Source organism: Citrobacter sp. RHBSTW-00986 (assembly GCF_013783065.1).
GTDB lineage: Bacteria > Pseudomonadota > Gammaproteobacteria > Enterobacterales > Enterobacteriaceae > Citrobacter > Citrobacter braakii.
In genome coordinates, this window is sequence record NZ_CP056200.1 from 2080857 (window position 1) to 2099453 (window position 18597).

27 protein-coding genes are annotated in these 18597 nt (G+C 50.0%); all 27 read left to right on the forward strand.

All coding sequences use genetic code 11. The features are described from left to right. The 27 genes from HV345_RS10205 to HV345_RS10330 all read left to right on the forward strand — a co-directional run bounded on the left by HV345_RS10205 (nucleotide 1) and on the right by HV345_RS10330 (nucleotide 18596). A complete protein-coding gene (locus HV345_RS10205) occupies nucleotides 1-312 on the forward strand; it encodes a hypothetical protein (protein WP_181636583.1) in 312 nt (103 codons plus the stop codon). Beyond that, a complete protein-coding gene (locus HV345_RS10210; protein ID WP_181636584.1) occupies nucleotides 309-1091 on the forward strand; it encodes an antitermination protein in 783 nt (260 codons plus the stop codon). Before HV345_RS10205 ends, HV345_RS10210 begins: the two co-directional genes overlap by 4 nt. Before the next feature lie 290 nt (nucleotides 1092-1381). Next, complete coding sequence (locus HV345_RS10215) at nucleotides 1382-2068, forward strand: Rha family transcriptional regulator (RefSeq protein WP_088902168.1); 687 nt, start codon at nucleotides 1382-1384, stop codon at nucleotides 2066-2068. A gap of 151 nt (nucleotides 2069-2219) precedes the next feature. Continuing rightward, nucleotides 2220-2717 carry a hypothetical protein gene (locus HV345_RS10220; protein WP_000423994.1) on the forward strand — a complete coding sequence of 166 codons (498 nt, stop codon included), beginning with the start codon at nucleotides 2220-2222 and terminating at the stop codon, nucleotides 2715-2717. A 450-nt stretch (nucleotides 2718-3167) separates the two neighbouring features. After that, nucleotides 3168-3500: a phage holin, lambda family gene (locus HV345_RS10225; RefSeq protein WP_097476815.1), complete on the forward strand. Its 333-nt coding sequence runs from the start codon at nucleotides 3168-3170 to the stop codon at nucleotides 3498-3500. Further along, on the forward strand, nucleotides 3484-3972 hold the full coding sequence (locus tag HV345_RS10230) for a TIGR02594 family protein (RefSeq protein WP_058671174.1): 489 nt from the start codon (nucleotides 3484-3486) through the stop codon (nucleotides 3970-3972). Before HV345_RS10225 ends, HV345_RS10230 begins: the two co-directional genes overlap by 17 nt. Continuing rightward, nucleotides 3969-4532 (forward strand): hypothetical protein, encoded by a 564-nt coding sequence (locus HV345_RS10235; RefSeq protein WP_080398151.1) that lies wholly within the window; start codon nucleotides 3969-3971, stop codon nucleotides 4530-4532. Before HV345_RS10230 ends, HV345_RS10235 begins: the two co-directional genes overlap by 4 nt. A 183-nt stretch (nucleotides 4533-4715) precedes the next feature. Next, nucleotides 4716-4823, forward strand: a complete 108-nt coding sequence (locus tag HV345_RS26675; RefSeq protein WP_249414899.1) for a YnfU family zinc-binding protein — start codon at nucleotides 4716-4718, stop codon at nucleotides 4821-4823. Between the two features lie 87 nt (nucleotides 4824-4910). Next, a complete protein-coding gene (locus HV345_RS10240) occupies nucleotides 4911-5585 on the forward strand; it encodes a Fur-regulated protein (protein WP_181636585.1) in 675 nt (224 codons plus the stop codon). Nucleotides 5586-5599: 14 nt separating this feature from the next. Continuing rightward, complete coding sequence (locus tag HV345_RS10245) at nucleotides 5600-5833, forward strand: hypothetical protein (RefSeq protein WP_181636586.1); 234 nt, start codon at nucleotides 5600-5602, stop codon at nucleotides 5831-5833. Further along, nucleotides 5821-6171 carry an HNH endonuclease gene (locus tag HV345_RS10250; protein WP_048217952.1) on the forward strand — a complete coding sequence of 117 codons (351 nt, stop codon included), beginning with the start codon at nucleotides 5821-5823 and terminating at the stop codon, nucleotides 6169-6171. The genes HV345_RS10245 and HV345_RS10250 overlap by 13 nt, the downstream gene beginning before the upstream one ends. Nucleotides 6172-6327: 156 nt before the next feature. Next, nucleotides 6328-6825 (forward strand): phage terminase small subunit P27 family, encoded by a 498-nt coding sequence (locus HV345_RS10255; RefSeq protein ID WP_136397982.1) that lies wholly within the window; start codon nucleotides 6328-6330, stop codon nucleotides 6823-6825. Continuing rightward, nucleotides 6825-8582, forward strand: a complete 1758-nt coding sequence (locus HV345_RS10260; protein ID WP_136397983.1) for a terminase large subunit — start codon at nucleotides 6825-6827, stop codon at nucleotides 8580-8582. The genes HV345_RS10255 and HV345_RS10260 overlap by 1 nt, the downstream gene beginning before the upstream one ends. Before the next feature lie 10 nt (nucleotides 8583-8592). Beyond that, nucleotides 8593-8778 (forward strand): hypothetical protein, encoded by a 186-nt coding sequence (locus HV345_RS10265; RefSeq protein ID WP_008323320.1) that lies wholly within the window; start codon nucleotides 8593-8595, stop codon nucleotides 8776-8778. Continuing rightward, a complete protein-coding gene (locus HV345_RS10270) occupies nucleotides 8778-10007 on the forward strand; it encodes a phage portal protein (protein ID WP_048217949.1) in 1230 nt (409 codons plus the stop codon). The genes HV345_RS10265 and HV345_RS10270 overlap by 1 nt, the downstream gene beginning before the upstream one ends. Beyond that, nucleotides 9994-10647 (forward strand): HK97 family phage prohead protease, encoded by a 654-nt coding sequence (locus HV345_RS10275; protein WP_181636587.1) that lies wholly within the window; start codon nucleotides 9994-9996, stop codon nucleotides 10645-10647. The genes HV345_RS10270 and HV345_RS10275 overlap by 14 nt, the downstream gene beginning before the upstream one ends. A gap of 13 nt (nucleotides 10648-10660) precedes the next feature. Beyond that, nucleotides 10661-11869, forward strand: coding sequence for a phage major capsid protein (locus HV345_RS10280; protein WP_181636588.1), 1209 nt, complete (start codon nucleotides 10661-10663; stop codon nucleotides 11867-11869). A 38-nt stretch (nucleotides 11870-11907) separates the two neighbouring features. After that, nucleotides 11908-12120 carry a hypothetical protein gene (locus tag HV345_RS10285; RefSeq protein ID WP_104651370.1) on the forward strand — a complete coding sequence of 71 codons (213 nt, stop codon included), beginning with the start codon at nucleotides 11908-11910 and terminating at the stop codon, nucleotides 12118-12120. Continuing rightward, a complete protein-coding gene (locus tag HV345_RS10290; RefSeq protein WP_181636589.1) occupies nucleotides 12117-12437 on the forward strand; it encodes a head-tail connector protein in 321 nt (106 codons plus the stop codon). Before HV345_RS10285 ends, HV345_RS10290 begins: the two co-directional genes overlap by 4 nt. Before the next feature lie 8 nt (nucleotides 12438-12445). Beyond that, nucleotides 12446-12784, forward strand: coding sequence for a phage head closure protein (locus HV345_RS10295; protein WP_181636590.1), 339 nt, complete (start codon nucleotides 12446-12448; stop codon nucleotides 12782-12784). Beyond that, nucleotides 12781-13230 (forward strand): HK97-gp10 family putative phage morphogenesis protein, encoded by a 450-nt coding sequence (locus tag HV345_RS10300; protein WP_123977303.1) that lies wholly within the window; start codon nucleotides 12781-12783, stop codon nucleotides 13228-13230. Before HV345_RS10295 ends, HV345_RS10300 begins: the two co-directional genes overlap by 4 nt. Then, nucleotides 13227-13574 carry a DUF3168 domain-containing protein gene (locus HV345_RS10305; protein WP_065944737.1) on the forward strand — a complete coding sequence of 116 codons (348 nt, stop codon included), beginning with the start codon at nucleotides 13227-13229 and terminating at the stop codon, nucleotides 13572-13574. The genes HV345_RS10300 and HV345_RS10305 overlap by 4 nt, the downstream gene beginning before the upstream one ends. A gap of 57 nt (nucleotides 13575-13631) precedes the next feature. After that, the gene (locus HV345_RS10310) at nucleotides 13632-14336 is read left to right on the forward strand and encodes an immunoglobulin domain-containing protein (RefSeq protein WP_103284059.1); all 705 of its coding nucleotides are present in this window, start codon (nucleotides 13632-13634) and stop codon (nucleotides 14334-14336) included. A 27-nt stretch (nucleotides 14337-14363) separates the two neighbouring features. After that, nucleotides 14364-14753, forward strand: a complete 390-nt coding sequence (locus HV345_RS10315; RefSeq protein ID WP_181636591.1) for a phage tail assembly chaperone — start codon at nucleotides 14364-14366, stop codon at nucleotides 14751-14753. An 8-nt stretch (nucleotides 14754-14761) separates the two neighbouring features. Continuing rightward, on the forward strand, nucleotides 14762-15040 hold the full coding sequence (locus tag HV345_RS10320) for a DUF4035 domain-containing protein (RefSeq protein ID WP_023305929.1): 279 nt from the start codon (nucleotides 14762-14764) through the stop codon (nucleotides 15038-15040). A 57-nt stretch (nucleotides 15041-15097) separates the two neighbouring features. Beyond that, nucleotides 15098-15286, forward strand: a complete 189-nt coding sequence (locus tag HV345_RS10325) for a YebO family protein (protein ID WP_059291502.1) — start codon at nucleotides 15098-15100, stop codon at nucleotides 15284-15286. Between the two features lie 43 nt (nucleotides 15287-15329). After that, nucleotides 15330-18596, forward strand: a complete 3267-nt coding sequence (locus tag HV345_RS10330) for a phage tail tape measure protein (protein ID WP_181636695.1) — start codon at nucleotides 15330-15332, stop codon at nucleotides 18594-18596. The last annotated feature ends 1 nt before the right edge of the window (nucleotide 18597 follow it).

Below are 18597 nucleotides of genomic sequence, written 5' to 3' on the forward strand. Positions count from 1 at the left end.
ATGGATCGCCTAATTAGAGAAATGTCGTATCTCTTTACCAAGCAGCGCTTTTTGGAGCTTCAGGAAACGGCAAAAGACATCGCAATCGGTCATAGTGATTTCCCTGAGTGTTTCGGTCTTATTGCTGACGCCATCGCTGAATTTGTTGAAGACACTCCTGATGATGAGTGGCGAGAGCATGAAAAAATCCTTATGCACTACGTTGCTATGCGTGTTCTGACGCTGTGGGGTAACGGCGGTAAAGTGACTGATGTCCAGTGGGCGCACCCTGGCTGGTTTGGCACTGCTGAAAAGGGGGAAACCATTCAATGAAACTGGAAGCGGCACTCAAACATTTCAGCCCTCAGGGAATGCACATCAGCGACGACGTGAAAGGAACCTCTCCGGACCGCCTTACAGGAACAGATGTAATGGCGGCGATTGGCACCACCAGCAGCCGCGCGAGATTCGGTCTGGCAGCTTTCTTTGGTAAAACCGGGATCAGCAAAAGCGATGAGCAACTTGCGGTTCAGGCGCTGGCCCGCCACGCAATGGAGACAGCACCAAAGAATGTGCGCAAAGCAGCCGGTGGTGAGTTGGGATGGTGCATGCTGACGCTGGCGCAATTTGCCTTTGCTGAATACTCCCGTTCCGCGGCAACCAGCGTGACGTGTCACAGTTGCAGTGGTACAGGGTTCATCTCCGGGAATGAGGATGTGGTTAAACATCCTGGCATTTTCGACGCCGACGGTGCCGAAGTAGTGGCCCCGAAGATTAAAAATGAGCTGGTGAATAGGGTTTGCGGAACATGCGGAGGAAAGAAAGTGATCCTTGCCCGGTGCAGGTGTGGCGGTAAAGGCGAAGTGTTGGACCGCAAAGCGACTAAAGACCGCGGCGCACCGGTTTTCAAAACGTGCGAACGTTGCTCTGGTAATGGCTTCTCTGCTATCTCCTCGGCGACGGTACACCGTGCCATTCTGAAACGTCTCCCTGACCTCCATCAATCCTCATGGTCACGCAACTGGAAACCCTTCTATGAAATGCTGGTGGATACACTGCGGCAGGGGGAGAGTCACGCAGCTGTAGAATTCGAGAAGGCAACAACTTATTAATATGATCGGAGCAAATGGCGACATTTTTTTGCACGTTAATGTTGACTTTGCATAAAACTGTCCTGTATGCTTCTGATTATGGAGTATAACGCCTGTAGATAATTAACCTCGAAAAGCCCGCCACGTTGCGGGTTTTTTTGTATCCGCATTTCCTGCGCACCGCCCGCGCATCCATCACGTCGAACCAATCCATTTGAAATGAGCCTTTGAGGAAGTCGGTTAGCGCTGGCGAGCCTCGACGGGCTGATTTCCTGTGCGGCAAAGGTTCATCTCAAAGTAAGGTAAACGCCATGCAATTAGTTGAAATTAAAAAACTCGACCTTGTAACCAGCACTGTCGCTATTGCTGACGGGGTTGGGCGTGATCATGACACCGTCATTAAGTTAGTGGACCGTAACAAGGCTGATCTTGAAGAATTTGGAAGGGTCGGATTTGAAATCCGAACCATTCAAACTGACGGTGGTCTTCAAAAGCGTCGAGTGGCGCTACTGAATGAACAGCAAACCACTCTACTGATCACCTACATGCGTAATAACGATGTTGTCCGCAAGTTCAAAAAGAAACTGGTTGCTGAGTTCTTCCGCATGCGTGGCGCTCTGGCGGGCAAAAAAATGGATCGCAACACCGCCCGTCTGGAATATCGCCCGATGAGCGATGCCATTAAGCATGAGCGTGAAGTGCAGGGTAAAGAAATCAAGCCTTACCACTTCAGCAACGAAGCCGATTTGATTAACCGCATTGCGCTCGGTATGACGGCGGCAAAATTTCGTGTTTACCACGACCTCGACAAAAAAGAGAACATCCGTGACTACCTGACGCCGGAGCAGATCCACTGCGTAACTGAGTTGCAGCGGGCCAATACAGTTTTCATTGGCATGGGCTGGCACTTTGAGCAGCGCAAAGAGGCGCTAAAGGGTGTATTTGATCGCAATCATCGCCAGCCGCTGATTGAAGAACAGCACAGTTTAGCAGCGTAATGAGCGTCACTTCGACACACAGCCTAATCATTGGAACCCTGCCATTCGGCGGGGTTTTTGCTTTTCGCACTCAGTGTAAGTGAAATATAACCATGTGCTTTCAGGGTGAGTTACTATGCAGATTCCTTTCAAAAGTTGTCTGGAGAGTGGCATGGAATTAACATTTAAGGATCTGAAAGAAAAACGCACTAAACTGGTCGAGGCGCAATGGAAGTTACAGGATAAACTTCAGGAGAAGGCGAGCGAACTACTACGAGAGTATTCAGGTTCTCTTGATCTTACATCTCGTGAGTGGACTGGTTCTGACGGAACAAGATGGCCTTATGTGGACATTGGTATTTGGGAGGAGGAGGGGAAGTTCTTTCCTGTCTTAATCCCCCAACTCAATATGGACAGCCGTTACCACTTGAATTTCGTGATTGCAACCACTCTTGATGATTCTCCGCTAACAGGTGGCTACAGGCAGGGCGTAAGCATCTCACTCTGGTATGAGAACTCATCATTTTATGCTGAAGTAGGCTCAGGAGACGACGTCTCCCGTTTTTCTGTCTCATCTCAGCTGGGTGGATTTTATCAGGTATGCAACGCTATTAAGGCGTTAATTAGCTCTTCTATGGATCGCGCCATGCCAGATATTCCAGCGAATTAATAAAGCATAAACATCTTTCAGGGCTATGCAAATGCATGGCCTTTTCTATATCCCGTTGTGAAATGTTCGTGAGGCATGGGTTGTCAGCCAAAGGATCACCGGGAGACACCCGGCACCACGCATCCATTATTGCATAGCAAAAAGGCTCACAACGGTGGAACTTTTAGCAGGGCGAAAAAAAGCCCGCATTGGGTTGCGGGCATAACAGAGAACAAATAGCTAATATTCAAGTTGTCTTTCATCAACTTGTCAGAAGAATTTAACCTTAAGAAAAATTGATGTAAAGACAATATTGATTTCTGGTTATAGGCTGCGCATTTGCGTGGCCTTTTTCGTATTCAGGCTCACGGGAATCATCCGCTACGTGCTTTGTTGATAAATCCAGCCCGTGAAGCCTGACCCTTTCATCACACACAGCACCCGCTAACTATGCGAGGTGAGGCTATGAAAATGAATGACAAGAACCCTGAATTCTGGGCTGCGGCTTTGACCGGACTCAAAAATGCGTGGCCCCAGATTCTGGGGGCGTCAATGGCCGGACTCATTGCCTATGGTCGTCTGATATATGACGGTGCAACACGAAAAAATAAATGGCTTGAGGGCGTCCTTTGTGGCGCCCTTTCTTTATGCATCACCAGCGCGCTTGATGTGGTTGGCCTTCCTGTATCGATATCACCGTTCGTCGGTGGTGTGATTGGATTCGTTGGCGTGGACAAACTGCGCGAGATCGCTATCAGCGCACTCAGAAAAAGGGCAGGGGTGAACGATGACAATCAGCAATGAACCGCGCTGGCTGGTGGAAGCCCGTAAATACATGGGGCAGATGGAAATTAAAGGCCCGCGACACAATCCGTTAATCCTCCAGTTCTGGAAGGACATTAAACGAGGTGGAATTAAAGATGATGAAACGCCCTGGTGTGCAGCCTATGTCGGATCCATGCTTGAAAGAGTCGGAATTAGATCAACCCGGTTCGAGTCTGCTAAATCCTACCTGTCCTGGGGCGTCGAACTTAAGGAGCCTGCTTACGGCTGCATTGTTGTATTCACACGAGACGGCGGCGGCCATGTCGGATTTGTGGTCGGACAGCAGCAAAATGGTGACCTGATGGTATTGGGTGGTAATCAGTCAGATGCTATCAATATTCGTGCATTCTCACGTTCCCGCGTGACGGGTTATCGTTGGCCGGTTAACGAGCCGAGGGATAGCCGCATGTTACCGTTGATGAATGGCACCAGTTCGGTGAAAGAATCATGATTGAAGCTCTACTCGCATCACTGAAAACGTCATGGCGCTGGTGGCTGGTAATTATCGCGGTGGTTATTGTCGTTGGCGCTGTCGCTATTCTCGGTGTTCTGCTGGCACACAGCCAGGCTGACCTGAGCACAGCGCAAAGCGATAAGCGAGTTCTGGAGCATGATAACGCGCTACAGGGACGGGTTATCGCGGTGCAGGCTTTCAACTTCAACCGCTTCAATCAGGTGGCTGAGAATGCCAGCCGCCTTAATTCGTTGATCGATGCAGGTACCGAAAAGACTGTCATCGAATACCGGGAGATTCTTCGACGTGAAAAAACTTGTGACCTGCCTGTTCCTGCTGATGTCGCTGGTGGGTTGCTCGACTACGCGAACCGTTTACGTACCGGGGCAATGCACACCGATTCCGGGAGCGCTGACGCAGCCAGTGATAACGCCACTACCGCCAGCACCCTGACATATTGCCAGGCTGTTCTATGGATTAAGCCGTTGCTGGCTGCTATTGAAAAAGCGAATAACCAACTGGCAGGAATACGCCGGATCGAACAGGAACGGCAATAGCATTACAGCAGGCATTCACTGAGTGCCTGCGACAAAGCTAAATGGCATCAAGCATGCGATGATGATTGATTAATAATTGAACTATGCATGGTATAATAAGCCCCATTCATTGAAAGGTTAACCACCATGTCATTTTTCGATTATGCAATGCAGCGTGTTGGGCTTGCAGCCAATACGACTGTCATGTGCCCGATATGCGGACATAAATCCACACACTCGACCACGAAAGTACGCCAACAACAGGCGTTACTTTGCCCTAAATGTAAATCTCTGTTTGTCATTCACAGGTAGTGGGTCGCGATACAAATAACCCCAGGCCTCGCAATTGCGAGGCTTTTTTATGCGTATCACACATCCACATGTAAAAGGAAAAATACCATGAGTAACAAAATTATTACGCTATCTGGCGCTGCTAATGAAGTGCTTTATGCGCTGTTTTTCCGTGGCGCGTTGCTGTCTGGTGATCTGCCTTCTAAATCTGGCACAGCCGAATTGCGCGAGCTTGGTTTTGCTGAAACCAGACACACAGCAACCGAATACCAGAAAGAAAATCACTTTACCTTTCTGACGTCAGAAGGTCAGAAATTTGCCGTTGAACATCTGGTCAATACGCGTTTTGGTAAGCAGCAATATTGCACTTCGATGACGCTTGGCGTTGAGATTGATACCTCACCATTTGTTGTGAAGAACGGTGAGGTATTCATCAAGGAAGCCAATATCGCTGGTGGTTCTATCCGCGCTGCCGAATTAGAAAAGCCTCAGCCGGTGACCAATATCTACAACATCAATTTTGGTGCTCGCAGTGATGAACCGGCACAGAACCAGGTAACCATCAGCGCCGACAAATTCGAAGTTAACTCTGGCGTCGATACCAATCTCGAAGCGGTGCTTGGTAACTCGCTGAAAAATGCTGCTGAATGTGCGGCGCTGGATGTCGCAAAGCAAATGGCAGCAGACAAGAAAGCAATGGATGAACTGGAAAAAACAATTCGCAAAGCTATTCACAATGAATGCTTAGTTGGTGGAATTATTTGGCAGCGCTTTTGGCGATAGCCTATGGAGGTTATATGCGCCTCACTGTATTAGATGACGATCCCGGCAGAAAAATTAATCTCGCTCAGGAACGATACGCCGTTTATCTCGACGGTGTAGAGGTTAAGCATGTCTTCACTGCTGATGATGAGAAGGGAGAAGTAATCGCAGCTGTTCCCGATGAGCGTGGTTATATGACGACAGAGAACGGTGAAGTGAAACGGCAGTCGTTATATGGTTCCGTGAGGATTGAACGATGCCAGCACTAATCCCTCGCGCATGTCGCAAGAGAGGTTGTCCCGGTACTACCACGGACCGTTCTGGATACTGCGAGCAGCACCGTAATGAGGGCTGGCAACAGCACCAGCAGGGCAAGAGTCGCCATGAACGTGGCTACGGTAGCAAGTGGGACATCAAACGCGCCCGCATCCTGAAGCGTGACAACCATCTGTGTCAGAACTGCCTGCGCACTGGTCGCGCTGTTGCGGCCACGACCGTTGACCACATCAAAGCTAAGGCACATGGGGGTACCGATGATGATTCGAACCTCGAAAGTCTGTGCTGGCCCTGCCACCGCTCGAAAACAGGGCGCGAGCGCTTCAAATGATAGTGATTATTATCAACAGGCGAGAAGGGGAGGGGGAGGTCAAATCCCTGTGGGCAAAGGCCCAAAGGACCGCCGCCTAGCCTTTCTTCACATCGCCGCAGGTTAGAAAACTTTTTTTGGGGTCCCCCAGCTGATGATTAATAGGAGTTTTCGATTATGTCAGGACCGCCGAAAACCCCTACCCATCTGCGTTTGGTGAGGGGTAACCCATCCAAACGACCGATCAACAATAACGAGCCGCAGCCACCTAAAGGGGTCCCCCCAGTTCCCAAGCATTTCGACAAGCAGGGGAAGTACTGGTTTAAGCGGATGGCCGAAGAACTTGATGCCATTGGCGTCATATCTCAGCTGGATGCCAGGGCTCTGGAGTTGCTGGTAGAGGCATATACGGAATACCGCCATCATTGTGAAACGCTGGATCGGGAAGGTTATACCTATGCGGTATACAGCGATGATGATGCTGATGAAGGGAAAGAGCGTGAAATACGCATGATCAAGCCGCATCCGGCAGCCATGATGAAAGCTGATGCCTGGAAGCGACTTCGCGCGATGTTAGCGGAGTTTGGTATGACTCCTTCCAGCAGGTCTAAGGTCAGTAAAGACAAACCAGACGATGATGATCTGTTAAGTCAATTTCTTAATTCGAGGGACTGATGGCTAAAGTTTCTGATGGCATACGTTATGCCGAACGCGTCGTTGCCGGGGAAGTTATCGCCTGTGAATTTGTCCGTCTTTCCTGTCAGCGATTTCTTGATGATCTGAAGCACGGTGAAGAACGTGGCATCTATTTCAGCGAGCCCCGCGCACAACATATCCTCAATTTCTATAAATTCGTGCCCCATGTTAAAGGAGCACTGGCAGGCCAGCCGATTGAGCTGATGGACTGGCATGTTTTCATTCTGATCAACATCTTCGGTTTTGTTATCCCCCTGGTAAATGAAGAAACAGGCGAAATTGTGCTGCGTAATGATGGCAGTAGCCGTCCTGTGATGGTCCGCAGGTTTCGCACGGCATATAACGAGGTAGCCCGTAAAAACGCCAAGTCGACATTATCCTCTGGCGTTGGTCTCTATATGGCTGGCGCCGATGGTGAGGGCGGGGCAGAGGTTTATTCCGCAGCGACAACGCGGGATCAGGCTCGCATCGTTTTTGAAGATGCGAAAAACATGGTTAAAAAAGCGAAACCCACACTGGGGCGACTGTTTGAGTTCAATAAACTGGCGATCTACCAGGAGCAGACAGCATCAAAGTTTGAGCCGCTTTCTTCTGATGCCAACAATCTGGATGGTCTCAATATCCATTGTGGCATCGTCGACGAACTTCATGCGCATAAAACCCGTGATGTCTGGGACGTTCTGGAAACTGCAACCGGCGCACGATTGCAGTCTCTGCTGTTTGGCATAACGACAGCGGGTTTTAACAAAGAAGGGATTTGTTACGAGCTGCGCGATTATGCCATTAAGGTGCTGCGTGGCTATAACAGCGAAGTGGAAGGCGCGGTTAAGGATGATACCTTTTTCGCCATTATCTTCACGCTGGATAAGGATGATGATCCGTTTGATGAAACGGTCTGGCAAAAGGCTAACCCCGGACTCGGTATCTGTAAGCGCTGGGATGACCTTCGCCGTCTGGCTAAGAAGGCCAAAGAACAGGTTTCCGCCAGGGTTAACTTTTTCACCAAACACATGAATATCTGGGTGACCGCTGAGTCAGCCTGGATGGATATGATTAAGTGGGAAAAATGTGAGTTCATAGCCCCCCGTCATGAACTGAAAACCTACCCGATGTGGGCTGGCGTGGATCTGGCCCACAAGATTGATATTTGCGCAGCAGTAAAACTCTGGCGGGCAGACAACGGTCATGCGCATGCAGACTTTAAATTCTGGTTACCCGAAGGGCGGCTGGAAAAATGTTCCGCTCAAATGGCGCAGATGTATCGCAAATGGGCTGAGCTTGGGAAGCTGGAACTGACCGATGGTGATGTTATCGATCATGCGCAGATTAAGGCTGATTTTCTGGAGTGGATTAGCGGCGAAAACCTGAAGGAAACCGGATTCGACCCGTGGAGCGCAACGCAGTTTAGCCTGGCTCTGGCAGAAGAGGGCGTTCCGCTGGTGGAGGTTCCGCAGACGGTCAGAAACTTTTCTGAGTCAATGAAAGAGGTGGAGTCTCTGGTTTATGGCGGGCGTTTTCATCACAGCAATCATCCGGTTATGAACTGGATGATGTCTAACGTCACCGTCAAGCCTGACAAAAACGACAATATCTTTCCGAACAAATCCACGCCAGAAGCGAAAATAGACGGGCCTGCCGCCTTGTTTACTGCAATGAGCCGCATGCTTGTAAACGGCGGCGAACAACAGGACAGCCTCTCTGACCATCTGGAAAGTTACGGCGTCCGTTCATTATAAAGAGGCAGTTATGATCCTGATGATTCTCGCCCCGTTGATCGGGGTGATGGGCGCTATTTTGCTTTCGTTTGGTGTATGGATGATTTATCCGCCAGGAGGCTTAATCAGTGCGGGTATGCTTTGCCTTATCTGGTCATGGCTGGTTTCCCGCACGCTTTCGCTGGCCGGGAAAACATTGCGAGGAGGGACTGACTGATGTTTTTCCCCGGAATGTTCAAAAAAAGTGACGCCCCTGTCACTACTCCGGCAGAACTCGCTGAAGCAGTGGGAATGACTTACGACACCTATACAGGGAAAAGGGTAAGCAGCCAGAAAGCCATGCGGCTTACAGCGGTTTTCGGTTGTATCAGGGTTCTTGCTGAGTCGATGGGCATGCTGCCCTGTAACCTGTACAAGATAACCGGAAACAGCAAACAAAAAGCGACTTCCGAAAGGCTGCATAAATTACTGACGATGAAGCCAAATGATTACATGACCCCCCAGGAGTTCTGGGAACTGGTCATTGTCTGTCTTTGTCTTCGCGGTAATTTTTACGCCTACAAAGTTAAAGCGCTTGGCGAGGTGGTGGAGCTTCTACCCATTGATCCTGGGTGTGTTGAACCAAAGCTTAACAGCCAGTGGCAGCCGGTTTACCAGGTAACATTCCCCGATGGCTCAACAGATGTGCTTGGGCAGGATGATATCTGGCATGTCAGAACGCTTACCTTTGACGGGCTGGTGGGGCTGAACCCTATAGCCTATGCAAGAGAAGCAATATCTCTGGGAATGGCAACAGAGGAACATGGGGCGCGGTTGTTCTCAAATGGCGCGGTTACCTCCGGTGTACTCCGCACTGAACAAACGCTCACTGACGCTGCTTATACAAGGCTGAAAAAAGATTTTGAGGATCGACATCTCGGGCTGAGCAATGCGCACCGACCAATGATTCTCGAAATGGGACTGGACTGGAAGTCGATGGCGCTCAATGCGGAAGACAGTCAGTTCCTTGAGACCAGGAAATTCCAGCTGGAGGAAATATGCCGCCTGTTCCGGGTGCCGATGCACATGGTGCAGAACACTGACCGCTCGACGTTTAACAATATTGAAAACCTCGGCATGGGGTTTATCAATTATTCACTCGTTCCGTACATGACCCGCATTGAGCAGCGAATCAACATCGGGCTGGTGAAGGAATCAAAGCAGGGTGTGTACTACGCAAAATTCAATGCCGGCGCACTGCTGCGCGGGGATATGAAGTCGCGATTTGAGGCGTATTCAACAGGCATTAACTGGGGTATTTACTCACCAAATGACTGCCGGGAACTTGAAGAACTTAACCCACGCGCAGGCGGAGATATTTACCTTACGCCAATGAACATGACGACGAAGCCGTCAGACAGCAGCAAGAACAAAATAACTGAGGAACAACATAATGCCGATGACTAAACAGCGGCTGGATATTCCGCTACAGCTAAAGTCTGTCAGCGACAGCGGGGAGTTTGAAGGTTATGGCTCTGTTTTTGGCGTAAAGGACAGCTACGATGATGTTGTCGTGCCAGGCGCTTTTTCGGCCTCCCTTCAGGCATGGAAAGAAAAGAATGCTCTCCCTGCATTACTCTGGCAGCACCGTATGGATGAACCCATCGGTATTTACACGGAGATGAAAGAGGATGAGGTTGGCCTTTATGTTAAAGGCCGGTTACTCATTGATGACGATCCCCTTTCGAAACGCGCACACGCCCACATGAAGGCCGGTTCTTTAACCGGCCTTTCTATTGGTTACATGCTGAAAGACTGGGAGTACGACCGTGTTAAGGGCGTGTTCCTTCTCAAAGAGATCGACCTGTGGGAAGTCAGTCTCGTCACGTTTCCGTCGAACGATGAAGCGCGTGTAAGTGATGTCAAAAGCGCATTTTCCCGCGGAGAAATCCCTTCTCAAAAAAGCATTGAACGAGTCCTGCGCGATGTTGGGCTCTCACGCACCCAGGCTAAAGCATTCATGGCCGGGGGTTATAGCTCACTTTCACTGCGTGATGTTGATGGGGTGAGTACCGCACTGGATGCACTGAAAAACATCAAATTTTAATCAGGAGTTAATTATGTCAGTTGACGTTAAAGACGTAGAGCAGGTCGCGCAGGAACTGCAGGCGAAGTTTGATGCGTTCAAAGAAAAGAACGATAAGCGCCTGGAAGCAGTTGAACAGGAAAAGGGCAAGCTGGCGGGGGAGGTTGAAACCTTAAACGGCAAGCTGTCTGAACTGGATGAGCTTAAATCTGCGCTGGAAGAGGAACTTAAGCAGGTTAAACGTCCAGCCGGTGGCACTCAGAGCAAAGCCGCAAGCGAACATAAAACTGCCTTCATTGGTTTTATGCGCAAAGGCAAAGATGACGGGTTGCGCGAACTTGAACGCAAAGCTTTGCAGGTTGGTGTGGATGAAGATGGCGGCTATGCTGTGCCGGAAGAGCTGGATCGCACGATCCTTAATCTTCTGAAAGATGAAGTGGTGATGCGCCAGGAGGCGACAACCATTACAGTCGGCGGCGCTAACTATAAAAAACTGGTTAATCTCGGCGGTACGGCTTCGGGTTGGGTTGGTGAAACGGATGCCCGCCCGGAAACCGATGCGTCTAAACTCGGTCAGATTGAGCCGTTCATGGGGGAAATTTACGGTAACCCGCAGGCCACTCAAACCATGCTGGACGATGCCTTCTTCAACGTCGAAGACTGGATCAACAGCGAACTGGCAATTGAGTTTGCAGAGCAGGAAGAAATCGCCTTTACCAGCGGTAACGGGACGAAGAAGCCGAAAGGTTTTCTGGCATATGCTTCCACGCTTGATCCGGACAAGACTCGTGCATTTGGTACTCTCCAGCACATTCTCTCTGGCGCTGCGGCAGGCGTAACGGCTGATGCGATCATCAAACTGGTCTACACGTTGCGTAAAGTGCATCGTAATGGCGCTAAGTTCATGATGAACAACAACAGCCTGTTTGCTATCCGAATCCTGAAAGATTCAGAAGGCAACTACCTGTGGCGTCCTGGTCTGGAACTTGGTCAGCCTTCCTCTCTGGCCGGGTACGGTGTGGCAGAGAACGAACAGATGCCGGATATCGCGGCTGATGCTAAAGCAATTGCATTTGGCAATTTCAAACGTGGTTACACCATTGTTGACCGCATCGGCACCCGCATTCTTCGTGACCCCTACACCAAAAAACCATTCGTTGGTTTCTACACCACCAAACGAACCGGGGGGATGCTGGTGGATTCTCAGGCCATTAAACTGCTGCAGATCGGCACTGGCGCTTAATTCTCTGGGGCTTCGGCCCCGATTTTTCGAGGTGATTTATGCCTGAATTATTGCGTGAACTTAAGTGGTCCCCAGATGGTTGTATTGTTGAATCCATTCCCGCTGGGGTGTATTCGGACGGTGAGCTACCTGCCCGCGCTGAGGAAATTGCTACCGAACTCGGTATTATCAAATTTGGTGGTGGCGGTGTTCATGTCGCTGCAGAGTCAGATCCAGAGCCAGCGGTAACAAAACGCGGGAAAACCAAATGAAGCCATCCATACAAGAGCTTCGCTACCAATGCCACATCGACAGTGATGACGATGCCGAAGATGTAATGCTGGAACTGTACCTTAATGCCTCTCTGAAACATGCCGAAAAAATTGTTAATCGCCATCTTTATGATGACGCTGTTCCGGAAGATGACCCGGATGGACTGGTAATTGATGACGATGTCAAGCTGGCCCTGATGTTGCTTGTATCGCACTGGTATGAGAACAGAGAGCCAGTAAGTCACGACAGCGTCAATACTATTCCATTCGGTGTTGAGGCGATTCTCAAACAGCACCGCAAAAGACCGGGAATGTAGGAGGGATTATGCAGGCAGGTCGATTACGCCATCGCGTTACTATCCTGAACTATGTAGCTGCGCGCGATACAACGGGGCAACTGATTGAAGAGTGGCAGGAGGGAAAGACCATATGGGCTGAAGTATTGGGTATCAGTGGCAGGGAGCAGTTGCAATCGGGTGCGGAAACGGCGCAGGCAACGATCCGTGTGTGGGTCCGTTTCCGGCGTGATGTGACTGCTGCGTCAAGATTAAAGGTGCTCACAGGGCCATTTAAAGGCGCGGTACTGAATATCATCAGCCCCCCAATACCCGACAGTAAAACCACCAGGCTGGAAATACTCTGTAAAAATGGAGCAGAAAAATGATTGATATCAGTCTTGATTTTTCTGGCCTTGAAGAGATATCCCGCGATCTGGAATTACTGAGCCGCGCCGAAAACAACAAAGTTCTGCGTGATGCCACTCGAGCTGGTGCTGAGGTTCTGAAAGATGAGGTGATAGTAAGAGCGCCTGAACGAACCGGCAAGCTGAAGAAAAACGTTGTGGTGCTGACGCAGCGATCACGTAAACGCGGTGATATTTCATCCGGTGTTCATATTCGTGGTCGAAACATGCGAACGGGTAACAGCGATAATTCAATGAAAGCCTCCGATCGACGTAACGCGTTTTACTGGCGATTTGTCGAAATGGGCACAGTGAATATGCCCCCACATCCTTTTGTCCGTCCTGCGTTTGATACCCGTGAAGAACTGGCAACGCGAGTCGCTATGAAACGTATGAACCAGGCGATTGATGAGGTGCTGAGTAAATGACGGAAGATGACCTTTATCTTTTGCTGAAGCCTCTGGCCGGTGGACAGGTTTATCCTTACGTTGCGCCGTTGGGTAGTGATGGTCAGCCCTCGATATCGCCGCCATGGGTAATTTTTTCACTTATTTCTGATGTGACCGCCGATGTTCTTTGCGGACAGGCCGAATCAGGGATATCGGTCCAGGTGGATGTTTACTCACTGACTCTCAAAGAGGCGCGGAATCTTCGTGATATGGCGCTTCAGGTGGTTAAGCCACTCAATCCAACCAATATAAGCAAAACCCCTGGTTATGAACCAGAAAACCGATATTACCGGGCGACGCTGGAATTTCAGGTTACTGTCTGACACATCCATTAACTCACAGACCCGCTACGGCGGGTTTTCTATTTTCAGGAGACAAATATGTCCTCACTGTATGAAAAATCGCAGGGTACGAAAATTCAGATCACCTCTGCGCCAGCGACACTGGATACTATTGGCGCCGCAACCTGGCTGGATTTGCACTGTACTATCAAAGAAGTCCAGTTTACTGGCGGTCAGAAGCAGGACATTGATGTCACCACGCTGTGTTCCACCGAGCAGGAAAACATCAACGGCCTGGGTGCTCAGTCAGAAATCTCTATGTCCGGTAACTTCTATGTTAACCCGGCACAGGATGCGCTGCGTGAAGCTTACGATAACGACACCACGTATGGTTTTCGGATTGTCTTCCCGTCTGGTATTGGCTTCCAGTTCCTGTCTGAAGTTCGTCAGCACACCTGGTCTTCAGGGACAAACAGCGTGGTGGCTGCAACGTTCTCGTTACGCCTGAAAGGTAAGCCGACGAAAATTGATAACGCGCTGCGCCTGACCACCGACCTGCCTGACACCAAATCTGTTACCTCTGGTGCGGCTTTATCACTGACGGTGGTAGCTGCCGGGGGAACAGCACCTTATTCCTATGTCTGGAAGAAAGGCGGCAGCGCGGTGAGTGGACAGACGACAGCAACGTTCAACAAGGCAAACGCTGCTGCAGGTGATGCCGGCGATTACGTTTGTGAAGTTACCGACGCCTCCACACCTGCTGGGAAAGTCACCTCAGCAACCTGCGTCGTAACGGTAGCGTAATTCATCTTCTTTAATCAGGGATAAAAAATGGCTAAGAGTCTTAAAGAACTGGCGCTGGCTAAAATGTCAGGCTTTCGTCATAAAATCATTACGGTCCCTGAATGGGGTGGTGTGAAGGTTGTTCTACGGGAACCTTCTGGCGAAGGTTGGCTACGCTGGCAGGAAATTGCAAAATCTGGCGCTGATGAAGAAGGCGAGGTGTCTGTATCAGAAAAAGCACACCGTAATCTTTGTGCTGACGTGGTGCTGTTCATTGATGTCCTTTGCGATACCAACAAGCAACCGGTATTCAGCATCGATGAAGAAGACCAGGTTCGTGAAATTTACGGCCCCGTCCATTCACGCCTGCTCAAACAGGCGCTTGACCTGATCAACAATGCGGACGAAGCGCGGGAAAAGTCTCAACCCCCGGCGTAAAGTTTCTGATGTCGCTTGCGCTCCGGATGGGGCGCACGCTCTCAGAGCTTCGGCAGAATATGACGGCAAGCGAGCTTCTGATGTGGATTGAGTACGACAGGCAAAGTCCGGTTGGCGATATCCGTGGTGACATTCAGGCAGCCCAGCTCGTCTCTGCCATCTACGGCTCGCAGGGGGCAAAAGTACCGCTGGACGATGCGATCCTGCGCTGGGGTGGTGATGAGCAATCAGCACCGAAGGACCCGTTTGCAGGGCTTGAGGCTGCTCTTACAGCTGCGACACAATAATTGCTTCACATGTCATCAATGTGGCGATACGCTCTTTCCTTAAGAAAAGGAGGCGTTATGGAACCACTGGTAGTAGTGTTTGGAATATTCGGCTGGTTGATAAATCTAATTGTGATTTTTTATTTAATACGGTTTAGCACAAGGGCAAATGAACAAGTTGAAGCCCTTAAAGAGATAAATAAAAAACAAGATGCGCAAATAGATTTATTAATACAAGTCGCTCACAAAAGAAAAGACAGTTTATAACTCACGACCCGCTATCAAGCGGGTTTTTTTTATGGGTGAAAATATGGCTACGTTGCGCGAACTGATCATCAAAATATCTGCAAACTCTCAGTCATTTCAGTCTGAAATTTCTCGTGCTTCAAGAATGGGGAATGACTATTACCGGGTAATGCAGACTGGAGGACGCCAAGCGGCCGCAGCTTCGCGTGAAACTCAGCGTGCCTTAGCTGAGGTAACTAGTCAAATAAACACCGCGAAGGCCTCAGCGCTGGGAATGGCAGGTGCATTTGTTGGAGCATTTGCGACTGGTCATCTTATATCGCTGGCCGATGAATGGAGCTCTGTTAATGCCAGGCTAAAGCAGGCTTCCCAATCGTCTGATGATTTCACGGAGTCTCAGCGGGCGCTGATGGATATTAGCCAACGAACCGGAACCGCCTTCTCTGATAATGCGAGTCTTTTTGCGCGTTCCGCCGCATCAATGCGTGAATACGGATACAGTTCGCAGCAAGTTCTGGATGTAACCGAGGCCATTTCTACTGGACTAAAGCTATCCGGCGCCAGCACGGCAGATGCAAGTTCTGTTATCACCCAGTTTAGTCAGGCATTAGCTCAGGGCGTTCTGCGGGGCGAGGAATTCAACTCTGTTAACGAAAACGGTGATCGAGTTATCCGTGCGCTGGCCGCTGGGATGGGTGTAGCTCGTAAAGATCTGAAGGCAATGGCCGATCAGGGGATGCTAACCGCAGATAAATTTGTCCCGGCCCTGATAAGTCAACTTGGCACTATGCGTGGTGAATTTGAGGCAATGCCGCAGACCGTTTCTGCTGCCACGACGAAAGTCGAAAATGCTTTCATGGCATGGGTAGGTGGAGCTAATGAAGCTACTGGTGCGACAAGTGCTCTTGTTGCTGTATTGAATACAGTTTCTGACAATATCGACACTGTGGCTACGGCTGCCGGAGCTTTGGCTGCAATAGGTGGAGCTCGCTATCTTGGAGGGATGTTTGGCGATCTTGGGAACCAAACGGCGCAATTAATAGATGCCAGAAAGAACGAAATTGCGCTCGCATCTGCAAGGGCTGAATCTGCTACCCAATCACAACGAAAGGCGGCAGCAGATGCGATTGCTGCCGAGCGTGCTTATCAGCTCTCGCTATCCGAGTTGGAACTTGCAAAAAACACAAATGCAGAAGCGACAGCTACACAAAATTCTATTGCCAAACGGCGTGAAATGATAGCCGCCAATGCCACTCTCGTTCAGTCAAATAAAGCAGTATCAGCGTCGCAAGAAGCACTCAACCGATCAACATCGGTAATGAATTTATTCAAGTCTGGCGCTACGGGGCTTTTGTCGTTAGTTGGTGGTTTGCCAGGAATTTTAATGTTGGGTGCTGGGGCGTGGTACACGATGTATCAACGCCAAGAACAAGCCAGGGAATCTGCAATCCAATATGCGGACACAATCGAGCAGGTACGAGATAATCTGAAATCAATGTCTCAGACGCAGATATCCGCCAACCTTGGACAGGCGAATATTTCACTGGATGCTCAAAATAGTGCGATTGAACAGCAGAAGCAGAAAGTTGCTGAATTATCCAATCAACTTTATAACGCAAAATTAGCAGCCAATTCTGCTTCAGATGGAACATGGCTGTATAACGATGCGGTTGAGAAATCAGCAGAGTTTGCTTCAGAACTTGCGGTTGAAGAAGGCCGACTTGAGCAAATGCTCAATAAAAGAAAGCAAACACAACAGTTAATAAACGACATAACTGATCAGGCTATAAATAAAACAGTAGAAATGGCTGGCGCCGTAAGTTCTCTTACAGAGATGTATGACCGTCTGAACAAGGTTTCCAGACAGTCTACAGCAGTGTCCCCACCAAAATATGCAGGGCCTGTACTTCCTGCACTTGATAATAAGCAGCAGCAAGCTATAGACAAGGCGCAGCGACAGCTTGAGTTGTCCGGTCTTAAGGGATTGGACAAAACCCGCAAGCAGGCGGAATTCGATGCATCTGACCTTAATCTCCCTGCTGGTTGGCGTGAGAAGTATGTCAGCATGGAAGTTGAGTCAGCCAGGCAGTTGCAAGCTATTCGTGACTCAAGCCGCCATAAGGGCGGGAAATCCGAGGCGGAAAAAACAGCTGATGCCTATGACAAGCTGATCAAACAGCAAAAAGAGCAGATTGCCCTGCAAGGCCAGAATACTGAACTGGCGAAGGTTAAATACCAGGTCAGCCAGGGCGAGCTTGCTTCTCTGACAGAAGCCCAGAAAAAGACGTTATTGCAGAATGCTGCGCTGATTGACCAGGTTAAATTACGTGAGCAACTGCGAAATTACGAAGCCAACCTCGCCGACAGTAACGCCAGCGCCCGAGCAGCTAATGAAGGGCAACTGCTGGGTTACGGGCAGGGAACCAGGTTCCGTGAAAGACTTCAGGAGCAGTTCAATCTGCGTAAGGAGTTCGAGCAGAAGAATACCGATCTTCTCCGCCAGCGTCAGGCTGGTGAAATCGACGAGACGTTCTATCAGCAGGGGCTTGCACTTAATAAGCGCTATCTCGAAGAGCGCCTGCGCGACCAGGAGGGATATTACGCAGCTTCTGATGCGCAGCGTAACGACTGGATGACGGGACTGTCTGAGGGTTATGTGAACTGGGTGGATGAAGCTACTGATTATTCTTCCATGGCCGCTGACGGCATGAAGCAGGCTATGGGTGGCGCGGTCACCACGATCACCGACATGCTCAATGGCAACGTTGATAGCTGGAATGACTGGGGCGTCAGCGTACTGAAGATTATCCAGAACGTCCTGGTGAATATGGCTGTTGCTAATGGCGTTAGCTCAATTGGTTCACTGTTCAGTTTTGGTGCCTCGTCAGCCGCTACCGCCAGCAGCGGTACCGCTATTCAGAATGCTGGCGCGAACTTTACCTTTAATGCGAAGGGCAATGTTTACGACTCTCCGTCCCTTAGCGCTTACAGCAATGGCGTTTTTCAGACGCCTCAGCTGTTTGCTTTTGCCAAAGGGGCGGGCGTTTTCGGCGAGGCTGGCCCGGAGGCAATCATGCCGCTGACCCGCGCGCCGGATGGTTCTCTCGGTGTTCGTGCGGTCGGAGGTGGCGGGGGTCAGTCCGTATCGTCGGCGCCACAGGTTTATATAACTATCGATGGCAACGGCAACACCTCAACGCAAACCTCACCAGGCCTTGAGCAATTTGGTGCTGAAGTCGGGAAATTTGTCGATCAGCGATATAAGCAGAATGTAATGCGTGATATCCGCCCGGGCGGTGACATCTGGAACGCAATGAAAGGAACCCGATAAC